The sequence below is a fragment of the Magnetospirillum sp. XM-1 genome, assembly GCF_001511835.1.
Lineage (GTDB): Bacteria > Pseudomonadota > Alphaproteobacteria > Rhodospirillales > Magnetospirillaceae > Phaeospirillum.
In genome coordinates, this window is sequence record NZ_LN997848.1 from 1,758,552 (window position 1) to 1,785,065 (window position 26,514).

Annotated in this window: 26 protein-coding genes; 14 read left to right on the forward strand and 12 right to left on the reverse strand. The window is 67.8% G+C overall.

Annotation, left to right across the window (positions count from 1 at the left end):
* Positions 1–26 precede the first annotated feature (26 nt).
* The gene (locus XM1_RS08245) at positions 27–1,841 is read right to left on the reverse strand and encodes an ATP-binding cassette domain-containing protein (protein WP_068432543.1); all 1,815 of its coding nucleotides are present in this window, start codon (positions 1,839–1,841) and stop codon (positions 27–29) included.
* Positions 1,842–1,872: 31 nt separating this feature from the next.
* Positions 1,873–2,349: a bacteriohemerythrin gene (locus XM1_RS08250; RefSeq protein WP_068432544.1), complete on the reverse strand. Its 477-nt coding sequence runs from the start codon at positions 2,347–2,349 to the stop codon at positions 1,873–1,875.
* 205 nt (positions 2,350–2,554) lie between these two features.
* Between XM1_RS08250 and XM1_RS08255 the strand changes: the two genes are divergently transcribed.
* Positions 2,555–2,899, forward strand: coding sequence for a hypothetical protein (locus XM1_RS08255; RefSeq protein WP_068432546.1), 345 nt, complete (start codon positions 2,555–2,557; stop codon positions 2,897–2,899).
* Between the two features lie 111 nt (positions 2,900–3,010).
* Positions 3,011–3,544 (forward strand): carbonic anhydrase, encoded by a 534-nt coding sequence (locus XM1_RS08260; RefSeq protein WP_068432547.1) that lies wholly within the window; start codon positions 3,011–3,013, stop codon positions 3,542–3,544.
* A gap of 39 nt (positions 3,545–3,583) precedes the next feature.
* Here XM1_RS08260 and XM1_RS08265 read toward each other — a convergent pair whose 3' ends face one another.
* The 3 genes from XM1_RS08265 to cobB form a co-directional block, all read right to left on the reverse strand.
* On the reverse strand, positions 3,584–5,491 hold the full coding sequence (locus XM1_RS08265; protein ID WP_068432549.1) for a potassium transporter Kup: 1,908 nt from the start codon (positions 5,489–5,491) through the stop codon (positions 3,584–3,586).
* A 2-nt stretch (positions 5,492–5,493) separates the two neighbouring features.
* Entirely contained in the window at positions 5,494–7,383 is a 1,890-nt protein-coding gene (locus tag XM1_RS08270; RefSeq protein ID WP_068432551.1) for a potassium transporter Kup, read from the reverse strand.
* 66 nt (positions 7,384–7,449) lie between these two features.
* Positions 7,450–8,163, reverse strand: a complete 714-nt coding sequence (gene cobB / locus XM1_RS08275; protein WP_068432553.1) for a Sir2 family NAD+-dependent deacetylase — start codon at positions 8,161–8,163, stop codon at positions 7,450–7,452.
* 49 nt (positions 8,164–8,212) lie between these two features.
* Here cobB and XM1_RS08280 point away from each other — a divergent pair, with 49 nt between their 5' ends.
* A complete protein-coding gene (locus XM1_RS08280) occupies positions 8,213–8,686 on the forward strand; it encodes a low molecular weight protein-tyrosine-phosphatase (protein WP_068432555.1) in 474 nt (157 codons plus the stop codon).
* Between the two features lie 9 nt (positions 8,687–8,695).
* Here XM1_RS08280 and XM1_RS08285 read toward each other — a convergent pair whose 3' ends face one another.
* Positions 8,696–9,106 (reverse strand): hypothetical protein, encoded by a 411-nt coding sequence (locus XM1_RS08285; protein ID WP_082700427.1) that lies wholly within the window; start codon positions 9,104–9,106, stop codon positions 8,696–8,698.
* A 323-nt stretch (positions 9,107–9,429) separates the two neighbouring features.
* Here XM1_RS08285 and XM1_RS08290 point away from each other — a divergent pair, with 323 nt between their 5' ends.
* A complete protein-coding gene (locus XM1_RS08290) occupies positions 9,430–10,917 on the forward strand; it encodes a bacteriohemerythrin (RefSeq protein ID WP_068432559.1) in 1,488 nt (495 codons plus the stop codon).
* A gap of 140 nt (positions 10,918–11,057) precedes the next feature.
* Entirely contained in the window at positions 11,058–11,249 is a 192-nt protein-coding gene (locus tag XM1_RS08295) for a hypothetical protein (protein WP_068432561.1), read from the forward strand.
* A 93-nt stretch (positions 11,250–11,342) separates the two neighbouring features.
* Here XM1_RS08295 and XM1_RS08300 read toward each other — a convergent pair whose 3' ends face one another.
* From XM1_RS08300 to XM1_RS08315, 4 genes are all read right to left on the reverse strand, one after another.
* Positions 11,343–11,783: a CBS domain-containing protein gene (locus XM1_RS08300; RefSeq protein ID WP_068432563.1), complete on the reverse strand. Its 441-nt coding sequence runs from the start codon at positions 11,781–11,783 to the stop codon at positions 11,343–11,345.
* 86 nt (positions 11,784–11,869) lie between these two features.
* Positions 11,870–12,835 carry an ankyrin repeat domain-containing protein gene (locus tag XM1_RS08305; RefSeq protein WP_068432565.1) on the reverse strand — a complete coding sequence of 322 codons (966 nt, stop codon included), beginning with the start codon at positions 12,833–12,835 and terminating at the stop codon, positions 11,870–11,872.
* Positions 12,836–12,848: 13 nt separating this feature from the next.
* Positions 12,849–14,528 (reverse strand): energy-dependent translational throttle protein EttA, encoded by a 1,680-nt coding sequence (gene ettA, locus XM1_RS08310; protein WP_068432569.1) that lies wholly within the window; start codon positions 14,526–14,528, stop codon positions 12,849–12,851.
* 77 nt (positions 14,529–14,605) lie between these two features.
* Positions 14,606–15,007: a hypothetical protein gene (locus XM1_RS08315; protein ID WP_068432571.1), complete on the reverse strand. Its 402-nt coding sequence runs from the start codon at positions 15,005–15,007 to the stop codon at positions 14,606–14,608.
* 111 nt (positions 15,008–15,118) lie between these two features.
* Between XM1_RS08315 and rnr the strand changes: the two genes are divergently transcribed.
* Genes rnr through XM1_RS08335 form a run of 4 tightly spaced genes read left to right on the forward strand, consistent with a single transcriptional unit; the run spans position 15,119 to position 20,589 of the window.
* Positions 15,119–17,371 carry a ribonuclease R gene (gene rnr, locus XM1_RS08320; RefSeq protein WP_068432573.1) on the forward strand — a complete coding sequence of 751 codons (2,253 nt, stop codon included), beginning with the start codon at positions 15,119–15,121 and terminating at the stop codon, positions 17,369–17,371.
* A complete protein-coding gene (locus tag XM1_RS08325; protein WP_068432574.1) occupies positions 17,368–18,135 on the forward strand; it encodes a class I SAM-dependent methyltransferase in 768 nt (255 codons plus the stop codon). The genes rnr and XM1_RS08325 overlap by 4 nt, the downstream gene beginning before the upstream one ends.
* Before the next feature lie 46 nt (positions 18,136–18,181).
* On the forward strand, positions 18,182–19,756 hold the full coding sequence (locus XM1_RS08330; protein ID WP_231920731.1) for a S41 family peptidase: 1,575 nt from the start codon (positions 18,182–18,184) through the stop codon (positions 19,754–19,756).
* A gap of 2 nt (positions 19,757–19,758) precedes the next feature.
* Positions 19,759–20,589, forward strand: coding sequence for a MaoC family dehydratase N-terminal domain-containing protein (locus tag XM1_RS08335; RefSeq protein WP_068432577.1), 831 nt, complete (start codon positions 19,759–19,761; stop codon positions 20,587–20,589).
* Positions 20,590–20,679: 90 nt separating this feature from the next.
* Here XM1_RS08335 and XM1_RS08340 read toward each other — a convergent pair whose 3' ends face one another.
* Both XM1_RS08340 and XM1_RS08345 read right to left on the reverse strand, forming a co-directional pair.
* Entirely contained in the window at positions 20,680–21,432 is a 753-nt protein-coding gene (locus tag XM1_RS08340) for an SDR family NAD(P)-dependent oxidoreductase (RefSeq protein WP_068432579.1), read from the reverse strand.
* 126 nt (positions 21,433–21,558) lie between these two features.
* Positions 21,559–21,969, reverse strand: coding sequence for a hypothetical protein (locus tag XM1_RS08345; RefSeq protein WP_231920732.1), 411 nt, complete (start codon positions 21,967–21,969; stop codon positions 21,559–21,561).
* 204 nt (positions 21,970–22,173) lie between these two features.
* Between XM1_RS08345 and XM1_RS08350 the strand changes: the two genes are divergently transcribed.
* The 5 genes from XM1_RS08350 to XM1_RS08370 all read left to right on the forward strand — a co-directional run bounded on the left by XM1_RS08350 (position 22,174) and on the right by XM1_RS08370 (position 26,514).
* The gene (locus XM1_RS08350; protein WP_082700428.1) at positions 22,174–24,186 is read left to right on the forward strand and encodes a TonB-dependent receptor; all 2,013 of its coding nucleotides are present in this window, start codon (positions 22,174–22,176) and stop codon (positions 24,184–24,186) included.
* 8 nt (positions 24,187–24,194) lie between these two features.
* Positions 24,195–24,908 (forward strand): DUF4198 domain-containing protein, encoded by a 714-nt coding sequence (locus tag XM1_RS08355; protein ID WP_068432585.1) that lies wholly within the window; start codon positions 24,195–24,197, stop codon positions 24,906–24,908.
* Positions 24,909–25,007: 99 nt separating this feature from the next.
* On the forward strand, positions 25,008–25,613 hold the full coding sequence (locus tag XM1_RS08360) for a glutathione S-transferase (RefSeq protein WP_068432586.1): 606 nt from the start codon (positions 25,008–25,010) through the stop codon (positions 25,611–25,613).
* 2 nt (positions 25,614–25,615) lie between these two features.
* Complete coding sequence (locus tag XM1_RS08365; protein WP_068432588.1) at positions 25,616–26,041, forward strand: cupin domain-containing protein; 426 nt, start codon at positions 25,616–25,618, stop codon at positions 26,039–26,041.
* On the forward strand, positions 26,038–26,514 hold the full coding sequence (locus tag XM1_RS08370; RefSeq protein ID WP_068432590.1) for a hypothetical protein: 477 nt from the start codon (positions 26,038–26,040) through the stop codon (positions 26,512–26,514). The genes XM1_RS08365 and XM1_RS08370 overlap by 4 nt, the downstream gene beginning before the upstream one ends.

Consider the following 26,514-nt stretch of genomic DNA (forward strand, 5'->3'; position numbering starts at 1 on the left):
GCGTCCCGCCCGCTTTTCCCGCCGCGTCACTTTCCCGCCGCCTCTTCGCGCTTGGCTTCCAGTTCCAGCCAGCGCACCTCGGCCTCGTCCAGCTCGCCCCTGGCCGCCTCGGCGCGGGCCGCCAGCTTCTGGAAGCGGGCGGCGTCCTTGGCGTAGAGGTTGGGGTCGGCCAGATCGACCTCCAGCTTGGCGATCTCCGCCGTCAGCGTGTCGATGCGGCCGGGCAGCTGGTCCAGCTCGCGCTGCTCGTTGTAGGACAGCCTGGTGCGGGCGCTTTGGGGCTTGGGGCTGGCCTGGGGCTTCGACGGCGGCTTGGGCGCCGCCTTCTCCGCCTTGACCGGGCGCTGGCGCAGATAGTCGGAATAGCCGCCCACATACTCGGCCACCTCGGCGTCACCCTCTACGGCGATGACGCTGGTCACCAGCCGGTCGAGGAAGTCGCGGTCGTGGCTGACCACCAGCAGGGTGCCGTCGTAATCGGCCAGCACCTCTTCCAGCAGGTCCAGGGTGTCCATGTCCAGGTCGTTGGTGGGCTCGTCCAGGATCAGGAGGTTGGAGGGCTTGGCCAGCAGCTTGGCCAGCAGCAGGCGGTTCCTTTCGCCGCCCGACAGGGCGCGCACCGGCGTGCGGGCCTGGGCTTCCGAGAACAGGAAGTCCTTCATGTAGCCGACCACGTGCTGGGGCGTGCCCCGCACCCAGACATTGTCGCCGCGTCCGTCGGTCAGGGTGTCCCACACGCTCTTGTCGGGATCGAGCGCGGCGCGGCGCTGGTCGAAATAGGCGGTCTCCAGATTGGTGCCCAGACGCACCACGCCCCCGTCGGGGGCCAACTCGCCGGTCAGCATGCGCAAAAGCGTGGTCTTGCCCGCTCCGTTGGGGCCGATCAGCCCGACCCGGTCGCCGCGCAGGATGCGGGTGGAGAAGTCCTGGCAGATGCGCTTGTCGCCAAACGCCTTGGTGACGTTCTCCGCCTCGATCACCAGCCGCCCGGACAGGTCGCCCGAATCGGTGGCCAGATTGACCTGACGCCCGGCGGCCAGCACCTGGGACTTGCGCTCGGCCCGCTCGGACCTGAGGCCCTGCAGGGCGCGCAGGCGGCCCATGTTGCGCTTGCGTCTGGCGGTGACGCCGCGCGCCAGCCAGTGCAGCTCCTGGCGCATGCGGGTGTCCATGCGGGCCAGTTCCGCCTCCTCGGCGGCGAAGACCTCGTCCTGCCAGGCGGGGAACTTCTCGAAGCCGAATTCGGCGCGGCGCACCACGCCCCGCTCCAGCCACAGGGTCTGCTTGGAGACGGTTTCCAGGAAGCGGCGGTCGTGGCTGATCATCACCAGGGCGCCGCCATAGGCGGACAGCCATTCCTCCAGCCACAAGATGGTGGGCAGGTCCAGATGGTTGGTGGGCTCGTCCAGCAGCAGGGCGTCGGGCTGGCCGACCAGGGCGCGGGCCAAAGCGGCGCGGCGGCCTTCGCCGCCCGACAGCACCACCGGGTCGCGGCTTCCGTCCATCCCCATGGCGTCGAGGACCGCCTCGACCCGGTACATCTGGTCGCGCTCGTCGGGGCGCAGGCCTTGGGCCACGTAATCGGCGATGGTGGGAGCCAGGATGATGGGGTCCTGGGGCAGCACGGCGATGGAGGTGCCGGGCTGGACGAAGCGTTCGCCGGAATCGGGCGCGATCTCGCCGGCCAGGACCTTCAGCAGGGTGGACTTGCCCGAGCCGTTGCGGCCGACCAGACAGGTCTTGTCGCCCTTGGCGATCCAAGTGGTGACGCCCTCGAACAGCGGCTTGCCGCCGAAGGTCAGACGAACGTCGCGAAGCGCGAGGAGGGGAGGTGGAGCCATGCCCGATGGCTACACCTTGGGGGCCTGGATGTCAAACCGGGGGCGCGCCGGGGCCGGCGAACCAGACCGGTCCGGCTTCCGGGGTGCCGAGGCGGTGGTAGCCCTCGCGGATCAGCGAGCCGACCAGTTCGGTGTCGTCCACCAGAAGGTCGTGCATCAGCTCGAAATAGGCGTCGAGGAAGGCCGGAAGGCTTTCGTAGCCGGTGGGAATGTGACCGGCCATCACCGTCTGGGCCTGCTTGATCAGGCGGGCGTGGCCGCGGCAATGCTCGTCCACATGGGGGCCGAAGCGGTCGCGGGGCAGCTTGCGCAGCAATTGCTCCTCGTAGAAGCAGTGCGAGACCAGCAGCCGGAAGAAGTCGTGGCAGAGCGGCAGGATGTCCTCGACCCGGGCGGCCTTTTCCGCCTCGGATTCGATGCGGGCGGCAAGCTCGATCAGGCGGCGGTGTTCGCGGTCGATCCGCGCGTGTCCTAATGCGAAGTGCTCGGACCAGGCCAGGGTGCGCATGCTACCTCTCCTCGACCTTTATGTGCCCCGTCCCACTGCGGCATCCTATGCCATGGTCAAGTTGAACATGCCCTTTGGCCTGTGTCCGCCCTCGCTTTGAATCATTCTGTAACCCTATCTTCCCGATGGATATTTTTTGGCGGCGACCCGGGCGCGCCGTTGCGGTAGCCTGTCGGCGGTCGGGTCAAGGTCGGGGAACGACGATATGCCGTATGTCAGCCGCGATGGGCAGGGTCGGGTGGTCGGGCTTTTCGAGCAGGCCAGCGAGAGCGCGGCCGAGAACCTGCCGGCCAGCCATCCCGACGTGCTGGACTTTCTGTTCCGCGATACCGGGGGCGAACGCAATTCCGCCCGCTTCCTGGCCTCGGACCTGGCCTTCATCCGCGTGGTCGAGGATCTGGTGGCGGTGCTGGTGGAAAAGCGGGTGATCGCCTTCACCGACCTGCCGCCCGCCGCCCAGGACAAGCTGCTGGACCGTCGGTCCATGCGCTCCTACCTGTCGGGTGTCTCGGGCGTGTTTTCCGGCGACGGCGAAGCCAAGATCATCTGAGACGGGCCTCTTTTCCCGCCCCATACGTTTGGACTAAGCTTTCCCGTCGCGCATAAGCGGCTCCTCCGGGCGGCCCTCGCCCGAAGCGACAAACGGGAAGGAAACGCCAACATGTCCCAATGCTGTAGCGATGCGCTGAAAGACCTGTCGCGCCGGGGCTTCGTCAAATTCGCGCTGGGGGCCGGGGCCGCCCTGTGGGTGGGCTTCAGGCCCGAGATCAGCCTGGCGGCCGGCGGCACCGACGCCTTGCTGCTGTCTTGCATGGATTACCGCCTGATGGACGACATCGTCCGCTACATGGGCGGCCGCAACATGACTGACAAATACGACCATGTGGTGCTGGCCGGAGCGTCGCTGGGCGTTCTTCAGGACAAGAACGTGTCGTGGGGCCAGACCTTCTGGGATCATGTTCAGGTCGCCATCGACCTGCACCAGATCAAGAAGGTGATCGTCATGGATCACCGCGACTGCGGCGCCTACAAGGTGTTCCTGGGCGCCGATGCGGTGAAGGACAAGGCCACCGAGACCGCGTCCCACGCCGCAAAGCTGAAGGCGCTGGGCGCCCAGATCGGCGCCAAATATCCCAATCTGGCGGTGGAACTGCTGATCATGGACCTGGACGGCAAGGTCGAAGCCGTCGCGTAAGGGATGCGCCGCCGCCGGCTCTCCCGGCGGCGGCTTTTCCTACAGCTGGACCTGGATGCCCAGTTCCACCACGCGGCCCGCCGGGATGCGGAAGAAGTCGGTGGCGGCCACGGCGTTGCGGCTCATGATGACGAACAGGCGTTCGCGCCATTCCGGCATCTCGGGATGGGTGGACGGCACCAGGGTCTCGCGGCCCAGGAAGAACGAGGTGTCCATCATCTCGAATTCCAGGCCGAAGGCCTTGCACAGGCGCAGCACCTTGGGGATGTCCGGCTCCTGGAAGAAGCCGTAGCGCACCGTGATGCGGTAGAAGCCCTCGGCCAGACCCTCGACCACCACCCGGTCGCGGGCCGAGACGCGGGGGATGTCCTCGGTGATGACGGTCAGGAACACCACCCGCTGGTGCAGCACCTTGTTGTGCTTCAGGTTGTGCAGCAGGGCGATGGGTACCGTGTCGGTGCCGCCGGTCATGAACACGGCGGTGCCGCGCACCCGCAGGATGTTGCTGGAAGCCTTCTGCTGGGCCATGAACATGTCCAGCGGCATGGCGCCGTCGGCCAGGCGGCGCGACAGGATCTCGCGGCCCTTGCGCCAGGTGGCCATCAGCAGCAGCATGCCGAAGCCCACCGCCAGGGGGAACCAGCCGCCCTGGGCGACCTTCAGCAGGTTGGCGCTGAGGAAGCCGATGTCGATGGACAGGAAGGCCGTTCCCAGAACCACGCACAGCCACATCGGCCAGTTCCAGCTGCGGTGCGCCACCACCAGGGACAGCACCGTGGTGGCCATCATGGTGCCGGTCACCGCGATGCCGTAGGCGGCGGCCAGGTTGCTCGAGCTCTTGAAGCCGATCACCAGGGTGAAGATGCCCAGCAGCAGGCCCCAGTTGGCGCGCGGAATGTAGATCTGGCCCTCTTCCTCGTCCGAGGTGTGGCGGATGTCCAGCCGGGGCGAATAGCCCAACTGCACCGCCTGGCGCGACAGCGAGAACACGCCCGAGATCACCGCCTGGCTGGCGATGATGGTCGCCATGGTCGCCAGGATCACCATGGGGTAGAGGCCCCAGTCGGGAACCAGCAGATAGAATGGATTCTTGGCCGCCGCCGGGTCTTCCAGGATCAGGGCGGCCTGGCCGAAATAGTTCAGCGCCAGCGCCGGCAGCACCAGGATGAACCACGCCAGCTGGATGGGGCGCTTGCCGAAATGGCCCATGTCGGCGTAAAGCGCCTCGGCCCCCGTCACCGCCAGCACCACCGAGCCCAGCACGATGAAGGCGATCCAGCCGTGGGTGGCCAGGAAGACGGCGCCGTAGGCCGGGTTCATGGCCTTCAGGATGTAGGGGTGCTCGACGATCTGGGTGACGCCCAGGGCGGCCAGGGTGACGAACCACACCACCATCACGGGGCCGAACAGCCGGCCCACCGTTTCGGTGCCCCGGCTCTGGATGGCGAACAGGCCGACCAGCACGGCCAGCGTGATGGGCACCACGAAGGGGGCGAAGAACGGCGTTCCCACCTCCAGTCCCTCGACCGCCGACAGCACAGAGATGGCCGGGGTGATCATGCCGTCGCCGATGAACAGGGCGGCGCCGAACAGGCCCAGCCCGACCATGGGGCCGACCAGTCCCCGGTCGCCGCCGGTGGCGCGCACCGCCAGCGCCAGCAGCGACAGGATGCCGCCTTCGCCCCGGTTGTCGGCCCGCATGACGAACAGCACGTATTTGGCGGTGACCACCAGGATGATGGCCCAGAACACCAGCGAGGCGATGCCGATGACGTTGTCTGGGGTGGACGGAATGCCGTGGTCGGGGTCGAAGCATTCCTTCAAGGTGTAGAGCGGGCTGGTGCCGATGTCGCCGTAGACGACGCCGATGGCCGCCAGGGTCAGGGCGCCCATGCGCTTGACGTCGGTCTTTTCCGGCGGGGTCTTCTCCGTCGCGGCCTGTTCCATGGCTACAGCTCGATCTGGCTGCCCAGTTCAACCACGCGGTTGCTGGGCAGATGGAAGAAGTCCATGGCACTGGTGGCCATGCGTGAAAGCGTGCCGAACAGGGTCTCGCGCAGGCCGACGATCCCCGTCTTCTCGGTGGGGACCAGGGTCTCGCGCGAGACGAAATAGGAGACCGACATGGGCTCGTAGAAGAAGCCCAGCTGGTCGGTGCGGGCATGGGCCAGCGCCTTGGGCACGTTGGGGCTTTCCATGAAGCCGTAGCGCAGGAACAATCGGTGGAAATTAGGCGCCAGCAGGCGGTTTTCCAGGCGCTGCTCCTCGGGCACGTAGGGCACTTCCTCCACCACCACGGTCAACAGCACGACGCGCTCGTGGACGATCTTGTTGTGCTTCATGTTGTGCAGCAGCGCGATGGGCACGCCCTCCGAGGTGCCGGTCAGGAACACGGCGGTGCCCGGCACGCGCGGCACCCGGTCCGACAGCGAGGCCAGGAAGTCCTCGACCGGCAGGGCGTCGGCCTTCAGGCGGGCCAGCAGGCGCCTGCGGCCGTCCTTCCAGGTGGTCAGCAGGGTGAAGATCAGGCCGCCCACCACCAGCGGGAACCAGCCGCCATCGGGAATCTTGATGGAATTGGCCAGGAAGAAGGCCAGATCCACCACCAGGAAGCCGCCGATCAGCCACTTCACCTTGCGCGGATTCCACTTCCAGATCAGCAGCATCACCGTGCCCACCAGCAAGGCGTCGATGACCATGGTGCCGGTCACCGCCACGCCGTAGGCGGCGGCCAGGTTGGACGAGGTCTTGAAGCCCACCACCAGGGTCATGACCATGGCCATCAGCAGCCAGTTCACGAAGGGCAGGTAGATCTGGCCCATCTCCTCTTCCGAGGTGTGGATGATCTCCATGCGCGGCAGGAAGCCCAGCTGGATGGCCTGGCGGGTCACCGAGAAGGCGCCGGAGATCACCGCTTGGGATGCGATCACCGTGGCCATGGTGGCCAGGATCACCAGCGGCAGGGCCAGATGGGCCGGAGCCAGGTTGAAGAACGGGTTGGCGATGGCCTCGGGCTGGGCGATCAGCAGGGCGCCCTGGCCGAAATAGTTCAGGATCAGGGCGGGCAGCACCAGGATGTACCAGGCCAGCCGGATGGGCAGGCGGCCGAAATGGCCCATGTCGGTGTAAAGCGCCTCGGCGCCGGTCACCGCCAGCACCACCGAGCCCAGCGCCAGGAAGGCGTGCCAGCCCTCGCGGAACAGGAACGAGATGGCGTAGTGGGGCGACAGCGCCGCCAGCACGCTGGGGGCATGGGACAGGTTGCGGATGCCGAGGATGGCGAGCGTCAGGAACCACACCAGCATGACCGGTCCGAACATCTTGCCCACCAGGTCGGTGCCGTGGCTTTGGATGGCGAACAGCACGAACAGGATGCATAGGGTCAGCGGCACCACCCATTGCTCCAGATGGGGCGCTGCCACCTGCAACCCTTCCACCGCCGACAGCACGGAAATGGCCGGGGTGATGATGGAATCGCCGTAGAACAGGGCGGCGGCGAAGATGCCCAGCGCGCTGACCATGATGGACAGGCGGCGGTTGTTCTCGGCGGCATGGCTGACCAGGGCCAGCAGCGCCAGGGAACCGCCTTCGCCCCGGTTGTCGGCGCGCATGATGATGATGACGTACTTGAACGAGACGATGATGGTGATGGCCCAGAACACCAGGGACAGCACACCCAGGATGTTGCCCCTGTCCATGGTGACCGCGTGCGGGCCGCTGAAGGTTTCCTTCATGGCGTAAAGCGGGCTGGTGCCGATGTCGCCGAACACCACCCCGATGGCGGCGAGCATCAGGCCGGCGACGTTGCGGGACTTTCCGTCTCCGCCATGGGCCGTCATATCAGGTGTCCCCCTTAGACATCAGGGGCACATGGCTACTTATATCGCGTCCAGAGTCAAGAGCGGTTAGCGTGACAGCAGCTCTTCCACGAAGGCGGGGACCAGCTGGGAGGCAGGCCCCAGGCGGGTTTCACGGAACAGAGAGGCCCCTTCCGAGGGCTCCAGGTTAAGCTCGACCGTATGGGCGCGGCCCTGGTTCCTCACCGTCTGGACGAAGCCGGCGGCGGGGTAGACGTGGCCCGACGTGCCGATGGAGACGAACAGGGCGCATTGGGACAGGGCCTCGAAGATGCGGTCCATGGAGAGCGGCATCTCGCCGAACCACACCACATGGGGGCGCAAGCTGCCCAGCCGGTGGCAGTCGGGGCACTTGGCGTCCACCGCCAGGTCCTGGGTCCAGGGAAGGGGCCGGGCGCACTTGCCGCAGCGGATCTTCAGCAACTCGCCATGCATGTGGATCAGGTTCTGCGACCCGGCCCGCTCGTGCAGGTCGTCGATGTTCTGGGTGACCACCAGCACCTCGCCCGGCCATTCGCGCTCCAGCCGGGCCAGGGCCTGATGGGCGGGGTTGGGGTGGATGTCGCCTTCCACCAGATTGCGCCGCCTGGTGTTGTAGAAGGCCTGGACGCGGGCGGGGTCGCGGCGGAAGGCGTCGGGCGTCGCCACGTCCTCGATGCGCACCTTGGACCAGATGCCGTCCTTGTCGCGGAAGGTGTCCAGGCCGGATTCCTTGGAAATCCCGGCACCGGTCAGCACGACGATGCTACCCTTTCCCGTCATGACGCGTTCCCTTTATAGTGCCCGTCAACGAAAAGGCAGGAAGCACCCCATGGTCAAGGTTCTGTTCGTCTGCACCGGCAACATCTGCCGTTCGCCCACCGCCGACGGGGTGTTCCGCGCCCTGGTGGAGTCCGAGGGGCTGGCCGGGCGGGTCGGCGTGGATTCCGCCGGAACCCATGCCTACCACGTGGGCGAGCCGCCGGACCGCCGCTCCACCGAGGCGGCGCGCAAGCGGGGATACGAGTTGAAGGACCTGCGGGCCCGCGCCCTGAAGAAGACCGATTTCGCCGAGTTCGACCTGCTGCTGGCCATGGATCGCGGCCATCTGGACATCATGCGCCGCGCCTGTCCGCCCGAATATCACGAGCGGCTGGTGCTGTTCCTGTCCTTCGCGCCGCAGCTGGGGCTGCAGGATGTTCCCGACCCCTATTACGGGGCGGGAGACGGCTTCGAACGGGTGCTGGACATGATCGAAGCCGGATCCGCCGGCCTGATGGCCCATATCCGGGAAAGGCTGCTCTAGCCCGCTTTCTCAGCCCAGGGCGTTGTTGATCAGGTACTGGGCGATGTCGGCCGGCTTGACCTTCACCTCCTTGGGCTCCAGGCCGGTTTCCAGGGCCTTGCGGATGCGGATCGAGTTCTCGACCTTGAGCGGGTCCACCTTGACCAGGCCCTTGGCGCCGCGGATGCGGGGGTAATAGGTGGGGTCCACCAGCTTTTCCTTGCGCCCCAGGCGTTCCAGCAGGCTGGCTTCGTCCACGCCCTCGGCGGCTTCCTGGGCCTTGACCAGGACCCAGTCCTTCTCGCCGGCCAGTCCGGCGGCCAGGGCCTCCTCGGGCGTGCCGTCCTCCACATAGCCGATGGCGTAGAGATTCTTTCCCAGGCCCACATCGGCCCCCCAGGTTTGCAGCCCCTTGCTCCTGGCCACATAGATGGTGCCCACCGTTTCCTCCCGCTCGTGATCGGTCGGGAACAAGGGTACACGGCCGTCCGGGCGGCGCAAGGGGCATGGCGTGATAAGTATTCCCGGTAGAAAACGCATATATTCTTGTGTCATATGAGTCATGTTTTCAGGTATGGACCCGATTGTAGCGAGCGACACAACTTGCTACATGAAGTCGCGATAAAGAACATTATCACCGCCCATTCATTCGTATAGGGGCAAAGCCCCTACATACGATGGTATGCAACTCGCCTCGCACTCTGTCACGGGTGCGGCGCGGCATGCGGCGACTTGCCCGAGACTGTTTCGATAGGGGTGAAGAGATGGCCATTCAATGGCAGGACGCCATGTCCATCGGCGTTCCCGAACTGGATGCCGACCACCGGGCGCTGGTCGAGCTGATCAACGGCTTCGAGGCCAGCGTGACGGCCGGGGACGAAAGTGGCACGGGCGAGGCCATGCGAGAGCTGGTCGGGCTGATCGCCGACCATTTCAGCCGCGAGGAAAACCTGCTGTCGGGTATCGGCTGCCCCAGCTTCTATGCTCACCGCGACGGGCATGACGCCGTGGCCGACCGCATCCACCTGCTGCGGCGGCGCTATCTGGTCGCCTCCGACGCGTCGGTCCGGCGCGACATCGCGTCGACCCTGCTCGCCTTCATCCGGGTGTCGGTGATGGACCATATCCTGACCGAGGACAGCGCCATGGGCCGCCGCTTCGCCGCCGTTCCCGACGCACGGTCCCAACCGGCAGAGCCGGCCAAGCCCGCTTCGCCGGAGTCAGTCAAACCCGCTTCGGCGGCGGGCAAGGCGATGGCCCCGGCTTCGGCCCAGGACGTGGAATACAGCCTGCCGCCCCATCTGGCCCATCTTCTGACCCGCCTGAACTACACCCAGGCCGAGCTGCCCCCGCCGCGCCGGGACTTCGAAACCTTTGATTCCCTGTGCGCCGAGGCGGTGGGCCGGCGCATCGACGAGGTGCTGGTGGTGTTCCACAAGGACAATCCCTCGGTCTGCCGTCCGCTGGCGCCGGTCTTCGTGCTGTCGCCCGACTTCGCGCCCCGCTTCCGCCAGGCGGTGGAGGTCCTGATCCTGCCGGAGATGATGAAGAGCCGTCTGCTGCGCCAGATGGCGGCCAACAATGACTGGCGCGCCATGGACGGGGACAGCTTCTGGGAAAGCGTCGATACCCCCCTGGCCGAGGACATGCTGGAGCGCTGGCGGCTGGCCTGGGATGAACTGAAGCTGGTGGAGCGCGTCAAGGAGGACGGCAGCCGGGTCTTCCAGGTCAAGGAAAGCACCAGGGCGCTGCGCGACATGCTGCAGCCGCCCAGCCCCGAAGCCTACGACCTGCCGCGCATCGGCAATACCGAGATCGATACGCTGACCTCCCTGTTCGATCCCACCCGCGACCTGGCCGGCGCCCTCAATGCCGCCTGGCAGCGCTGCCATGACCTCTACGAGCAGGAGATGGAGCCCCGGGTCTTCCAGCAGGCGGCGCGGGAAGGCGCGCTTCGCGACTATCTGCTGGCCGCCCACCAGCAATACGCCGCCAATTGGGGCGAGTTCCTGACGCTTACCGCCCACCGGGTGTTCGGCCGGGTCACCTCGCACTTCCTCGAGCGCTTCGTCACCAGCCTGGGCCGCACCGAGCAGGAAAGGGCGGCGCACATGCCCTATCTGATGCGCACCGTCCATCAGCTCCGCGATCGCCCCGAAATCCGCCGCCGGGAACGGGACGAGGAAGCCGAGTGGCAGGCCCAGCGCCGCGAACTGCAGAACGTTCTCAAGGGAATTACCGCCGCCGCCTGACCGGTGTGAGCCAGTTCACAGAAGAATGCGCGGCGCAAAGGTATAAGGCGGTGAAATTGCGCTCGTTTAGGGTGTGAACCTGATTGAGCCGGGCCAACGGTTCGGGTAAATCATCGGGCGTCACTGGGGGAACTACGTAGATGCTTGCCACCACGGCCCTTCCGGATCGGCCCTACATCGCCATCCGCTGCAACGCCTGCCGCTACTTCGCGCTGGATCGTTGCTGCAACACGTCCGCTCGGCTGGACGGACACGAGGATCGCGACGGCGAGTGCCCCCATTTCCGCTTCGGGCTGTCCAGCGGCCCGGCGCCCGAGTGGCAGCTGCGCTAGGGCGCAGACGGACTTGCGGCCGGGACGGCCGCGCTCCAGGAAAATCTGCGGATCACGGAGCGCGGGCATCTTGCCCGCTCTCCTTGGATGGCTTCAGCGTCCGGCCATCACGTAGTCGCGTAAGGATTCCGCTTCCATCTTGGTTTCGTCCAGGCGGGACTTAACCACGTCGCCGATGGTGACCATGCCGGCCACGTCGCCGTTGGCGTCGACCACCGGCAGGTGGCGGATGCGCTTGGCGGTCATGATCTCCATCAGGCGTTCGACGGTGTCGTCCTCGTGGCAGACGAAGACCTCGGCGGTCATCAGGTCACGCACCTTGGCGGTGATGCAGACGTCCACCGCGTCGGCCAGCCCGCGCACGATGTCGCGCTCGGACAGGATGCCGGCCACCCGGTCGCCGTTCATGACCAGCACCGCGCCGATCTTGTGCTGGGCCAGCAGGCGGGCGGCGTCGCCCACGCTGGCGTCGGGAGTGACCGAAATGATGCCCGCGCCGCGGGCCTTGGTCTTCAGGATGGTCTTGACGATCATGGGCACCCTCCCTCGATGTCCGGGTCTCAGGTCTCTTCCTTCAAGACTTTGGGGCGAGACCGGACCGCTTCAAGGGTGAAGGACCGTCAGTATAGGAGTTTCACCGCCTGGGTCCGGTCGGCGGGCGACAGGGTCTGGTTGCCCAGCAGGTAGTGCAGCGCGGTGCGGCCGCGGGCGTCGGCCCGGTGGGGGTCGGCGCCGGCTTCCATGGCCTTGGCGATGTCGGCCAGGCTGCCCTTGGCGGCGGCGGTCATCAGCGGGGTCTTGAGATCGCGGGGCAGCGGACCGTGGCCGTTGGCGGCCGAGGTGAGCGCGGCGGCCGGGTCGCGGGCGATGCGCTCCAGGTGGTTGAAGTCGGCTTCGCGGCCCTTGGCCGTCGGGCAATCGGTCAGCGGGCCGCCCACCAGCGGTCCCAGGCGCCGGGCGGCCTCTTCCAGCAAGGGGCGGTGGCTGGCGACGATGCGGCAGGGAAAGCGCAGGTTCATGCCGTCGAACACCGAAGGCTCGGGCTCGGTCTTGCGCGCCACCAGATCGTAGCCCTTGGTGGACGGCATGGTCTCGGCCAGCAGCACCGCCTCGACCTTGCGCAAGCTGAGCGCGTAGCGGACGAAGACGTAGGTGTCGGCCTTGACGCCCTTGCCCTGGGGGGCGTCGGGCAGCAATTCGAAATAGCTGATCAGCCATTCCTCCTTGTCGGCCAGCAGGGGGTCGGCCTCCACCTGCTCGTCGGTGGGCACCCGCAGATCGATTTCGGCATCGATGTCGTCGAGCATGTTGGACGCCTTGACCGTGTTGCCGGCCAGGAACTCGCGAAGCGCGCCGCCGATGGCTTCCAGCTTGTCGGCGTTGGGGTCGGCCGGCAGGGCCGGCTTGCCCGCGCCGGCGCGGTTCATCTCGGTCTGGATGCGGGCGAAGGTGACAAGGCCGTCGCCCGGCACCGCCGCCAGTTCGTCGCTTCCGCCGGCCGGCGCGCGGCCCGCCAGGAACCAGGCGCCGGTCCCCGCCGCCAGCAGCAGGGCGCAGGCGGCGGCGACGACGGTGTGCTTCGACATGCCGGGCAGCCCCTTAGCGCTTCAGGGGCTTGTACTTGATGCGATGCGGCTGGTCGGCATCGGTGCCGAGGCGGCGGTGACGGTCGGCCTCGTAATCCTGGTAGTTGCCCTCGAACCACACCACCTGGGAATCGCCCTCGAAGGCCAGGATGTGGGTGGCGATGCGGTCCAGGAAGAAGCGATCGTGGCTGATGACCACGGCGCAGCCCGGGAACTCGGCCAGGGCGTCTTCCAGCGCCGACAGGGTCTCCACGTCCAGGTCGTTGGTGGGTTCGTCCAGCAGGATGACGTTGGCGGGACGGGACAGCATCTTGGCCAGATGGACGCGGTTGCGCTCGCCGCCCGACAGCACGCCCACCTTCTTCTGCTGGTCGGCGCCCTTGAAGTTGAACAGGCCGGCATAGGCGCGGGCGTTGATCTTGCGCTTGCCCAGGTCGATCTCCTCCTGGCCGTCGGAGATTTCCTCGAAGGCGGTCTTTTCCGGGTCCAGCGAATCGCGGCTCTGGTCCACATAGCCCAGCACCACGGTCTCGCCCACGGTGAACGAGCCCGAGGTCGGCTGCTCCTGGCCGGTGATCATGCGGAACAGAGTGGTCTTGCCGGCGCCGTTGGGGCCGATGATGCCGACGATGCCGCCCGGCGGCAGGCGGAAGTTCAGGTTTTCATAGAGCAGGTTGTCGCCGAACGCCTTGGAGACGTTCTCGGCCTCGATCACCTTGCCGCCCAGGCGCGGGCCCGGCGGAATGGAGATGACGGCGGGGCCGGTGGCCTTTTCCTGGGACTTGGCGACCAGATCCTCGAAGGCGCTGATACGGGCCTTGGACTTGGTCTGGCGGGCCTTCGGGCTGGAGCGCACCCATTCCAGCTCGTCCCTGATGGCGCGCATGCGGGCGGTCTCTTCCCGCTCTTCCTGCTCCAGGCGCTTGCCCTTCTGCTCCAGCCACGAGGTGTAGTTGCCCTCGTAGGGGATGCCGTGGCCGCGCTCCAGTTCCAGAATCCAGCCGGTGACGTTGTCCAGGAAGTAACGGTCGTGGGTGATCATCACCACCGTGCCGGAATAATCCTCGAGGAAGCGCTCGAGCCAGGCCACCGATTCGGCGTCCAGGTGGTTGGTGGGCTCGTCCAGTAGCAGCATGTCGGGATGCGACAGCAGCAGGCGGCACAGCGCCACGCGGCGGCGCTCGCCGCCCGACAGCAAGGTGACGTCGGCGTCGCCGGGCGGGCAGCGCAGCGCGTCCATGGCGATCTCGATGGTCCGGGTCAGGTCCCAGGCGTTGAGATGGTCGATCTTTTCCTGCAGTTCGCCCTGCTCGGCGATCAGGGCGTTCATCTCGTCGTCGGACAGCTCCTCGGCGAACTTGGCCGAGACCTCCTCGAAGCGGTCCAGCAGGGCCTTGGTCTCGGCCACCGCTTCCATGACGTTGCCCATGACGTCCTTGGCCGGGTCCAGATGGGGCTCCTGCGCCAGATAGCCGATCTTGACGCCCTCGGCCGCCCAGGCCTCGCCGCCGTATTCCTTGTCGATGCCCGCCATGATCTTCAGAAGCGTCGACTTGCCCGCGCCGTTGACGCCCAGCACGCCGATCTTGGCGCCGGGCAGGAAGCTGAGCGTAAGCCCCTTCATGATCTCCTTCCCGCCGGGATAGGCCTTGGTCAGGTTCTTCATGACGTAGACGTACTGGTACGAGGCCATAGGGGGCTCTCCGCTTGGGCGTGATCGATTTGGGAGACTGAGTAGACGGGCGGGGCCGCCCCGTCAAGGATTGCGGATCAGCGCGAGACGATCAGGTGCGAGACCCCAGGCAGTTCGGCCAGCAATTCATCGGCCAGCAGGCGCGACCATGACCGGCCTTGGGCATCGGTGAACGAGGATTCCAGCGCCGCGTCGCAGCGCATCTGCCAGTCGTCCATGGGAAACATGGCGACCCATTCGATGCCGTCGTCGAAGGTCAGCACCGGGAACAGCACGTCGCGGGTCATGCGCCACGGCGTTCCGGCATCCAGGCAGCGGCCGCTGTTCTGCAGCAGGCAGCGCGGACCGTCGGCGCCATAGGTCAGCACCGCGTGGCGACCATGGCCGGTCTCGCCGCAGATGGCCTGGGTGAAGCGCCGGAAGGTGGATTCCGCCTCCGGGTCGTTCAGGCTGATGCGGAAGATTTCGGTCTTGGCCATGGGGTGCTCTCCTTGCCCCGCCATCAGAGCATGGCGGGGGGCCAAGCCCCCTTGATGCCCGTCAAGGGGGCTTCCCTTGCCCCCGGACCCGGCGGCCTATAGGCTGGGGGCATGAAAAAGCCGACGCACAAGCCCAAGAAGATCGTCCCCATTCCGTCCAAGCAGGAAATCCTCGATTTCATCCGGGCCCAGCCCGGGCGGGTGGGAAAGCGCGAGCTGGCGCGGGCCTTCAACCTCAAGGGTACCGACAAGATCGACTTGAAGGCCATCTTGAAGGAGTTGGAGCGCGAAGGCGCCGTCGAGCGCGGCCAGAAGCGGCGCTTCGCCCATCCCGGCGCGCTGCCCGACGTGGGCGTGGTCGAGATCATCGGCACCGATTCCGACGGCGAATTGCTGGCGCGGCCCCTGAACTACGAGGGCGACGGCCGGCCGCCGCGCATCTTCATGGCACCTTTCCGTCCCGGCGAGGCGGCGGTGGGCGTGGGCGACCGGGTGCTGGCCAAGCTGAAGCGGGTCAGGGGCGAGGACGTCTACGAGGCGCGGCCGATCCGCGTCATCGGCGAGGCCAGGGCCCGCGTGCTGGGCGTGTTCGAGCCCAACCCCGACGGCTCGGGCCGGCTGCGGCCCACGTCCCGCAAGGAAAAGGCCGAGTACATCGTGCCGAGGGGCGAAACCTCTGACGCCAAGGCCGGCGAGTTGGTGCTGGCCGACATCATGCCCGGCCGGCTCTACGGCGTGCGCACGGCGTCGGTGAAGGAGCGCATGGGCCTGTTGGGCGCGCCGCGCTCGGTCAGCCTGGTGGCCATCCACGCCAACGACATTCCCTTCGAATTCCCCGAGGCCGCGCTTCGCCAAGCGGCGCAGGAAGGCCCGGCGCCTTTGGGGGATCGCACCGATTTGCGTTCCATCCCCCTGGTCACCATTGACGGCGAGGATGCCCGCGACTTCGACGACGCGGTGTTCGCCGAGCCCGATTCCGACCCCAAGAATCCCGGCGGCTGGCACTGCATCGTCGCCATCGCCGACGTGTCGTGGTACGTGCGCCCCGGCGACGCGCTCGACAAGGAAGCCTTCAAGCGCGGCAACTCGGTCTATTTCCCCGACCGGGTGGTGCCCATGCTGCCCGAGGAGCTGTCCAACGGCTGGTGCTCCTTGAAGCCCGACGAGGACCGTCCCTGCATGGCGGTGCATTTCTGGCTGGACGCCCTGGGCAACAAGCTGCGGCATCGTTTTGTCCGCGCAATGATGCGTTCGGTGGCGCGGCTGACCTATACCCAGGTGCAGGCGGCCAAGGACGGGCGGCCCGACGACAAGACCGGGCCGTTGCTCTCTCCCGTGATCGAGCCGCTGTACGGCGCCTGGGCGGCCTTGTTCCGCGAGCGCAAGGAGCGCGGCGTCCTGGAGCTCGACATCCCCGAGCGCAAGGTGACCATCACGCCGGAGGGCAAGGTGGAATCCATCACCGAGCGCGAACGCTTCGACAGCCACCGGCTGATCGAGGACTTCATGATCATGGCCAATGTCTGCGCCGCCGAGACCCTGGAGAAGGTCCACAAACCCTGCATGTACCGCATCCACGACCTGCCCAGCCAGGAGAAGCTGGAGGGGTTGCGGGAGTTCCTGTCGTCGCTGGATTTGAAGCTGGCCAAGGGCCAGGTGCTGCGCCCCGCCCATTTCAACCGCATCCTGGAGGCGGTGGCCGACACCGCCAATTCCCATCTGGTGAGCGAGGTGATCCTGCGCTCCCAGGCCCAGGCCCAGTATTCCCCTGAGAATATCGGCCATTTCGGCCTGGGGCTGGCGCGCTATGCCCACTTCACCTCGCCCATCCGTCGCTATGCCGACCTGCTGGTCCACCGGGCGCTCATCGCCGGCCTGCATCTGGGCGAAGGCGCGCTGGCTGCGGATGCAGTCGCACACTTCGCCGAGTGGGGCGAGCACATTTCGATCACGGAACGGCGCGCCGCGGTGGCCGAGCGCGAGGCCGTGGACCGCTACGTCACCGCCTTCCTGTCGGACCGGGTGGGGGCGAGTTTCGCGGGCAAGGTGTCGGGCGTCACCCGTTTCGGCCTGTTCGTCACCCTGGATCAGACCGGGGCCGACGGGCTGGTGCCCATCTCGACGCTGCCCGAGGATTTCTACGTCCATGACGAGGTCCATCATTGCCTGGTGGGCAAGCGCACCCGCAAGACCTTCCAGCTGGGCCAGAAGCTGGAGGTGGAACTGGCCGAGGCCAACACCCTGACCGGCTCCATGGTGTTCCGCTTAGGGGGAGACGAGCGCCCGGCCCGCTCCCCCCGGCCGCCGCGTCCCGGATCCAAGCCGTTCCGCCCCGGCGGCGGAGGACGCAAAGGACGGCGATGAGCGTCGTCACCGTCGCCGACCCCGCCCTAATCGCCTGCACGGTGTGCGGCGCGCCGTCGCCGCTGATGGGCGTGGTGGACTTCCACAAGAGCTGCCTGGAGCGCGATGGCCAGCGCCTGGGCCTGCGGGGCGTTCCGGTCTATTACCGCCGCTGTTCCCGCTGCGGCCTGGTCTTCGCCGACACCATGCTGCGCTGGAGCGACGAGGACTTCGCCCAGCGCATCTACAACGCCGATTACGCCGTCGTCGATCCCGAATACGCCGAAATCCGCCCGGTAGGCAACGCACGCTGGCTGCGCGAATTGCTGGGGGAGGGGGCGGCCGGACTCTCGGTGATCGATTACGGCGGCGGCAACGGGCGCTTCGCCGCCGAATTGCGGGCGGCGGGCATGCGGGCCGCCACCGTCGATCCCCATACGTCTCATCCCGCCCCCGACTTCGACACCGCCGATCTGGTCACCGCCTTCGAGGTGTTCGAGCACGCCGTGCGGCCCCAGCGGGTGCTGGACGAGGCGCTGGCGCTGATGCGGCCGGACGGCGCGCTGGTCTTTTCCACCCTTCTGCAATCGGCCGGATTCGACGCCCAGGGGCTGGACTGGTGGTACGTGGCGCCGCGCAACGGTCACGTTTCCATCCATTCCCGGACCTCCCTGACCGAGTTGCTGCGCTCGCGCGGGCTGCGCCTCGCCTCCTTCTCCGACGGGCTGCACATGGCGTTCCGCCGCCCTCCCTCCTTTCTCCGCCATCGCCTGAAGGGCGGGTGATGAAACTGCTGTACCGGCGGGCGGGGCCTTGCGCATAATCGCCGCCATGAGCCGTTCCAAGACCATGGGAGCCGGGTTCGCCCTGGCCGCTTCGCTGCTGTCGCCGCCTGCCGCCGCCGGCTGGGTGGCGGGCGAGGCGGAGCGCACCATCGCCTTCGGCTTCGACGCCATCGTCGAGCGCCACCTGCAGCCGGTGACCGCCCAGACCATCGCGCTGGACGGATTGCGCGGCCTGGCCGAGATCGATCCGCAGTTGGCCGTCACCCTGGACCAGGGCCGCCTGCGCCTCGCCACGCCCGAGACCGTGCTTGCCGATTATCCGGCAGCGCCCCCCGACGACGCGGTGGGCTGGGCGCGCATCACCGTCAACGCCGCCCTGGAGGCCAGCCAAGCGTCGGAGCGCCTGCGCGACGCCGATACCGAACGCCTGTACCAGGCGGTGTTCGAGGGCGCGCTGGGCAAGGCCGACCTGTTCTCCCGCTATGCCGGGGCCAGGGAGGCGAAGGAGCACCGCTCCAACCGCTCGGGTTTCGGCGGCATCGGCATCCGCTTCGACATCATCGACGGCGAGGTCCGCATCGTCGAGGTGGTCGAGGACGGCCCCGCCGCCAAGCTGGGCTTAAAATCCGGCGACGTCATCTCCGCCATCGACGGCGAGACGGTCACGGGGCTGGATCGCTCGGACATTTCCGCCAAGCTGCGCGGCGCGGTCGCCACCGAGGTGATGCTGGCGCTGCGCCGGGGCGGCCAGATGCTGCAGTTCAGCCTGCGCCGCTCGCTGATCGTGCCCCAGACGGTGACCAGCTCCGTCAACGGCGGCATCGCCCATTTCAAGATCAGCAGCTTCAACCAGCGCACCGCCTATGGCCTGGAGAACCAGCTGAAGGATATCCGCACCCGGCTGGGCGCCGGCCTGCAGGGCGTGGTGCTGGACCTGCGCGGCAATCCCGGCGGATTGCTGGACAAGGCGGTGGCGGTGGTCGACCTGTTCGTGGCCGAGGGCACCATCATCTCGACCCGCGGCCGCCATCCGGCGGCGGCCAATGCCTTCGAGGCCAAGCCCGGCGACATCGGCGAGGATCTGCCCCTGGTGGTGCTGGTGGACGGGCGCTCGGCCTCGGCCGCCGAGATCGTCGCCTCGGCGCTGCAAGATGCCGGGCGTGCCGTGGTGATCGGCTCCAATTCCTACGGCAAGGGCACCGTCCAGACGGTGGTGCGCCTGCCCAATGACGGGGAGATCACCCTGACCTGGTCGCGTTTCCACGCGCCGTCGGGTTATGCCCTGCACGGGCTGGGCGTGCTGCCCGCTTTGTGTACGGTCGGAGCCACCCAGTCGGCGGCCCAGATGGTCGAGGGAATCGGGCGCGGCATCCTGCCGGGCAAGCCGGCCGAGACCCTGGCGGTGTGGCGCGGTACCGGCATCGGCGACACCGAGTTGCGCCATCGCCTGCGCGACACCTGCGCCCCGGCCAAATTGAGCGACAGCAAGCTGGAGATGGATCTGGCCGACCGATTGCTCGCCAACCGCGCCGCCTATGCCCGCGCCCTGGCCGCCTCGGCCCCCACGCGGGGGCTGGAGGCGCTGCAGACCCGGCCGTCGCCGGAAACCGGATCACACTGATCATGATGCTTTCCGACTGGATCGGGCGGAGCGAGACGGTCGAGGACGTGGCGGCCTTGGCGCCGCTTCTCGGGCTGGCCGCCACCTTGGACCATACCGAGCCGCCGTGGCGGGCGGGCGAGGTGCCGCCCTTGGGCCACTGGCTCTATTTCCTGCCGCGCGCGCTGGAACGCGACATCGCCGCCGACGGCCATCCGCACAAGGGCGGCTTCCTGCCGCCGGTGGAACTGCCCCGGCGCATGTGGGCCGGCGGCGAGTTCTCCTTCGCCGCGCCCATTCCGGTGGGGGTGGCCATCACCCGGCGCTCGACCATCGCCGACGTCACCGAGAAGACCGGGCGCACCGGCCCCATGGTGTTCGTGCGCGTCGAGCACGAGATTTCGACGCCTGCCGGACCGGCGCTCTCGGAGGTCCATCACATCGTCTACCGCGAGCCGCCCCGGCCGGGCGAGGCCCCGCCTGCGGCCGAGCCGGCGCCCGAGGGCGCGGTGTGGCGGCGGCGCGTCCAGCCGGACATCGTGCTGCTGTTCCGTTATTCGGCGCTGACCTTCAACGGCCACCGCATCCATTACGACCGCGAGTATTGCCGCGAGGTGGAGGGTTATCCCGGCCTGATCGTCCACGGGCCGCTGACCGCCACCCTGCTGATGGATCTGTTCCTGCGCCACAATCCGGGCGCCAGGGTGACCGGCTTTAAGTTCCGGGCCAAGCGCCCGCTGTTCGACATCCATCCGCTGGAGGTGTGCGGACGCCCCGTTCCCGGCGGAGCGGAACTGTGGGCGGTGGACCACCAGGGCAACCTGGCCATGAGCGCCGAGTTGGAGGCCGTTTGAGGCCATGCGGGCGGGACGCCCGCGCTCCAAGGGTGCGGAGCGCGGGCGTCCCGCCCGTCGACTTATAGTTTGGAGCGCGGGCGTTCCACCTCAGCCGATGGTGTAGCCGCCGTCGACGACGATTTCCTGGCCCCAGATGTTCTTGGCCTGATCCGAGCAAAGGAAGGCGGCGGTGGCGGCGATGTCGCCGGGCTCGCCGAAGGCGCCGGGCATCAGGCGTGCGGTCACCTGGGTGGCCACCGCCTGCAGCACGTCGGCCGGCAGGCCGATGCTGCCCCAGATGGGGGTGCCGATGGGACCCGGCGCCACCGAGTTCACCCGGATGCCCTTGGGCGCCAGTTCGGCGGCCAGGGTCTGGGAGAACGACTTCAGCGCCGCCTTGCTGGCGCTGTAGATGGCGAGGCCCGGGAAGCCCACCTGGGTCAGGAAGGTGGTGACGAACAGCACCGAGCCGCCCTTGCGGATATGGGGCAGGAAGCCGCGCACCGTCTGCACCGCGCCGGTGAAGTTGACGCCGAACTGATGCTCGATGGCCGCCGCGTCGCTCTGCTCGAAGGGCACCACCTTGGCGATGCCGGCATTGGGCACCACGATGTCGACGCCGCCGAAGCGCTTCACCGTCTCGGCCACCAGACGGTCCAGGTCGGCGGCGCTGGTGACGTCGCCGGTCACCACCAGCACGGATTCCTCGCGGCCCTTGGCGATCTCGGCCAGGGCGGCGGCGTTGCGGGCGAAGACGGCGACCTTGGCGCCATCGGCCAGGAAGCGCTCGGCGATGGAGCGGCCGATGCCGCTGCTGGCGCCGGTGACGACGGCGATCTTGCCGGCAAGGGAACTGGTCATGGGCTTATCCTTTTTGGGAGAAGAGGCATCCAAAAAGTCATAGCCATTCCGCCCCGACCTTGAGGCCGGTCAAGGCGATGCGCCCGGCGGAAAAATAAAGATACATGAAGAATACCTGATTTGCCCCTACTGGGCGGGCTTGGGCTCGCCCTCGGGCGCGGTCTTCTTCGCATAGGGCGAGATGGCCTGGCCCATGTTGCGCATCTGCTTCCTGTCGTCGCCCGACCAGGAATGGAAGCGCAGTTTGCCGTCGGGACCGAACATCAGGCCGGCCTCGCCGCTTTTCACGTCCCAGCCGCCCCAGACATGGGACGCCACCGGCACGAAGTTCACAGCCCGGGTGCCGGAGCGCTGCGCCACGTAGGTCAGCATGCGCGAGCCGTCGGGCAGCGTCTCGTCGCGGTCGGGGGAGCCCAGCAGGGCGATGGCCTCGGCCACCGTGGACTTGCCGCTGTGCAGCTGGGTCAGCTTGTCGGGATCGGCCCCCGAACACGCCGTCAGCACCGCAACCGCCGCCATTGCCCAGAACCGCCGCATTTTCCGTCTCTCCGCCATGAATCCGCCCCCATCATGGCCCAACCCGGCGGATCGGGCAATCGCATGGCCGTGTCCTTATGCCGAAGGTTCTGGATGGCCGGGTCGGGGCGGAATGAGGGTTGCCACGGGCGCGGAGGTCCCATACCCTCCATCCCTACACGGAGTCGCATAATTTTTAGCGGCGTCCGATGAGAGGGGAATGTGATGGCGATGACCGGATTGGGCCGGCGGGCAATGGCGCTCGCGGTGACGGGGATGCTTGCGCCCGGCTTGGGGGCCAGGGCGGCCGAGGAGGTGCTCGATACCGTGATCGTGTCGGACAAGGCCGGGCGTTCGGCCAAGTCGGAGCTGTCGTCGTCGCCGGAATCGCTGCCCGCCTCGGTGACGGTGGTGACCGCCGAGGAGATCGGACGCCGTCCGGCCGGCCATTACACCGACCTGTTCCGTCCGGTGGCGGGCATGACCATCGGGCGGTTCCAGCCCGGCGGGCTGGCGGTGGGCATGGCCATGCGCGGCTATTCCAACGGCAATCACGGCCGCGAGCTGGCCCGGGTGGTGGACGGCATGCCGCTGTCCACGGTGGGCAATATCGGCGCCGCCGACCTCAACTGGATCATGCCCGAGATGATCGGGCGGGTGGAGGTGATCCGCGGCCCCTTCAGCGCCGAATACGGCGAGGACGCCCTGGGCGGCGCGGTCAACATGATCTCCAAGCGGGCCGAGGCCACCCCCATGCTGGCCCTGTCGGGCGGTTCGTTCGCCACCAAGCGCGGTATGGCGTCCTACAGCCGCGAAACGGAAAGCCTGCCCGGCGGTCTGGTTCCCTATGTGGCGGCCGAGGCCTTCCACACCGAGGGCTGGCAGGACAATTCCGCCTATCTGCGCCAGAACGGCTTCGCCAAGCTGTCCAAGGACCTGGAGGGCGGCACCCTGTCCGCCCGGCTGCAGGTGTCGGATGGCGATTGGGGGGCGCCCAACTACTTCCCCATCGCCGCCTACCGCAACGGAACGGTATCGGAGCGCGCCGCCGTCAGCCCCACCGACGGCGGGATCAGCGGCATGCGCATGGCGGTGGTCAACTGGGCGCCTGCCGATGCCGACAACGGTTGGACGGTCAACGCCTACGCCTACAACAACGAGTTCATTCGCTACGCCACCACCTACGCCTCGGGCCAGCAGGTGCGCACCGCCGACCGCCGCAATGTGGGCGGCGGCACGCTAAAGCGCAGTTGGAGCGGCGAGGTGGCCGGCATGCCCGGCCTGCTGCTGGTGGGCGGCGACCTGCGCCATGACGACGCCTCGACCGCCAAGAGCAACACCCAGTCGCGGCAGTTCCGCTCCTGGGTCTACGACGTCGATTACGACCGCACCTTGCTGGCCGGCTTCACCCAGGGTCAGATCCGGCCGCTGAACTGGGTCAAGCTGACGCTGGGCGGGCGCTACGACCAGGCGTGGTTCGACGTTGAGAACCGGCTGTCTCCCACCGCGTCGGGCACCCAGGAGACGGGAGCGTTCAGTCCCAAGGCGGGGATCACCGTCACGCCGCTGCCGGGTCTCGACCTGTTCTTCAACCATGGACGCGGCTTCCGCATGCCCAACGTGCCCGACGAACTGCGCACCAACCTGGCCATGAAGGCCCAGAAGGTGACCAGCCAGGAGGCTGGATTTCAGGTGGAACTGCCCATGGATACCACCCTGCGCGGCACCGTCTGGCACACCACCCAGGATTCGGAAATCCGCTCGGTGGGCGGCATCTACCAGAACCTGGGAGCCTCGCAGCGCGACGGCATCGACCTCGAGGCCCGCACCCATCTGGTCAGGGACAAGCAGGATCTGCTGGCTCTCTACGCCTCCGCCACCCGCGTGGTCGCCAAGCTGGTCAACCGGGCGCCGTCCACCAAGGTCACCGACGTGCCCGACTACATCGTCACTTTCGGCGCCGACGGGCGGCACGCCTTCGATGACGGCGACCACCTGTCCGGCTCGTTCAACGTCCAGATCAACGGCCGCAAATACGGCGCCGACGACGCCTCCATCCGCACCAAGCCCTACGAGGTGGTGCAGTCGCGCCTGGAATACGGCTTCGCCTCGGGGCTTGCCACCTTCGTCAGCGGGGCCTGGGTGCTGGGCGACCGCTACGCCGAACTGGCATCGACCACCATCACCGTCCAGCCGGAATTCACCGGCATGACCGGCATCGTCTACCGCTTCCAGTGAGGAACATCATGAAAAGAGTGCTCGTTACCGCCCTGGTCCTGCTGGCCGCCGGCCCCGCCCTGGCCCACGATCTGTGGCTGGAGCCCGATCCCGCCGGGGTGAAGGCGGTTTATGGCCATGCCGGCGAAGGCGGCGGCGCCGACCGCTACCGCCTGTTCGAGGTCAAGGCCCAGTTGCCGGTGGGCGGCGCGGTGTCGCTGCTCGACGCGGCGAAGCCCGGCACCGATTTCATGCCGCCGCTGGCCCTTCCCGCCGGCGCTCAGGGCGGCCGGGTGGTGGCGGCCCGCTATGACGGCGGCTTCTGGGTCAAGACGGCGCAGGGCAGCCGCAACACCAACCGGCTGAGCGTGCCCGACGCCCTGGAAAGCCGCTGGTCGCTGAAATTCGCCAAACTGGTGCTGCCCGGGACCCAGGCCCTGGGCGGCGCGCTTGGGCACCGCCTCGAGATCGTCCCCCTGGCCGACCCCTACCGTCTCAAGACGGGCGAGCCGCTGAAGGTCCGCGTCGACCTGGACGCCAAGCCGCTTGCGGGTGCCGCCATCACCGTCGGCGCCCCCAACAGCGAGGCGGCGGCCAAGGTGGAGACCGACGGGGCGGGCGTCGCCGAGATTGCCGCCCGGCCGGGGCTGACGCTGCTGTCGGTTTCACGGAAGGTCGCCGGGTCGGCGCCAACCTTGGCGGCCGAGGATGCCCTGGCGGCGACGCTGGTCTACATCCGGTAACCGGCTGCATTGGTGATAGAACATCCTTACCCTTGACTCGCGGGGGGCGGGGACCCGAGCATGGTGTCTCCACCCCTTTTCCGATTCAGGACGCCGATCATGAAGCTGCGTTATTCCACCACCTCGCCCTATGCCCGCAAGTGCTGGGTGGTCGCCGCCGAGACGGGGCTGGAATCCCGGCTGGAATTCGTGGTGACCAACGCCTGGTCGCCCGACACCGACCTTAGCCGGGACAACCCCCTGTGCAAGGTGCCCTGCCTGATCACCGAAGGCGGCGAGACCCTGTTCGATTCCCCCGTCATCTGCGAGTACCTGGATTCGCTTCATGACGGGCAGAAGCTGTTTCCGCCGGTGGGGGGCGCGCGCTGGGAACAGCTGCGCCTGGCCGCCCTGGCCGACGGCATCCTCGACGCCGCCCTGGTCAAGCGCCTGGAAGCCACCATGCGGCCCGAGGACAAGCGCTGGAGCGAGTGGACCGACCGCCAGAGCCGCGCCATCAACCGGGCGCTCGACGTGATGGAGGAGGAATGCGCCGGCTGGGGCCGCGACTTCCTGATCGGCCAGATCGGCGCGGCGGTGGCGCTGGGCTATCTCGACCTGCGTTTCGCGTCCGAGGACTGGCGCGCCCCCCATCCCAATCTCGCCAAGTGGTACGCCGAGGCGGCCAAGCGCCCCTCCATGGTCAAATCCGAACCCCGGGAGTGACGGTGCAGACCGCGGAAGCCATCATCGCCCGGCTGGGCCTTCGGCCCCATCCCGAGGGCGGCCACTACGCCGAGACCTGGCGCCACGCCCCCGAGGGCGGCGGACGGGGCGCAGGCACCGCCATCTATTACCTGCTGAAGGCGGGCGAGCGTTCCCACTGGCATAGGGTCGACGCCACCGAGATCTGGCACTACCATGCCGGCGATCCGCTGCGCCTGCTTTTGTCCGAGGACGGGCGCGGGCAGCGGGGCGTGCTGCTCGGTCCCGACGTGGTCGCCGGGCATTCGCCCCAGGTGATCGTGCCGCCGTTCTGCTGGCAGGCCGCCGAGCCCATGGGGGCCTGGACCCTGGTGGGCTGTACCGTGTCGCCGGCCTTCGAGTTCGCCGGTTTCGAAATGGCCCCCAAGGAATGGAGCCCGGGACAATGAAGCTTCGCCGTCTGGCCGCCATCGTGTCGCTGTCCGTCCTGGCCGCCTGTGCCGGGTCCGATACGGTCAGCAGCCGCCTGCCGCCCGGCTTCGTCGCCGACGCCGCCGAGATCGTGGCGGGCGCCGACTGGTCGGCGCCCGAGGAGGTGCGGGTGACCATCGGGGACCGTGCCTTCAAGCCGTCCGAATGGACCTTCCGCCGCGACCGCGCCACCCGGCTGGTGCTGGTCAACGCCACCGATTCCGACCATGGCCTTGCCGCCCGCCAGTTCTTCGCCGACATCGCGGTGGAAAGCGTGCGCGGCGGCGGACAGGTCCTGAAGGGACCCTGGATCGAAAGCCTGTCCATCCCGGCGGGCCAGACCAAGGAATTGTGGTTCGTGCCGGCCCGCTTCGGCTCTTACGCCTTCGAATGCTCGGCGGTGGGCCATCCCACCCTGGGCGAGCGCGGCGTCATCGACGTGGTGCGCTGA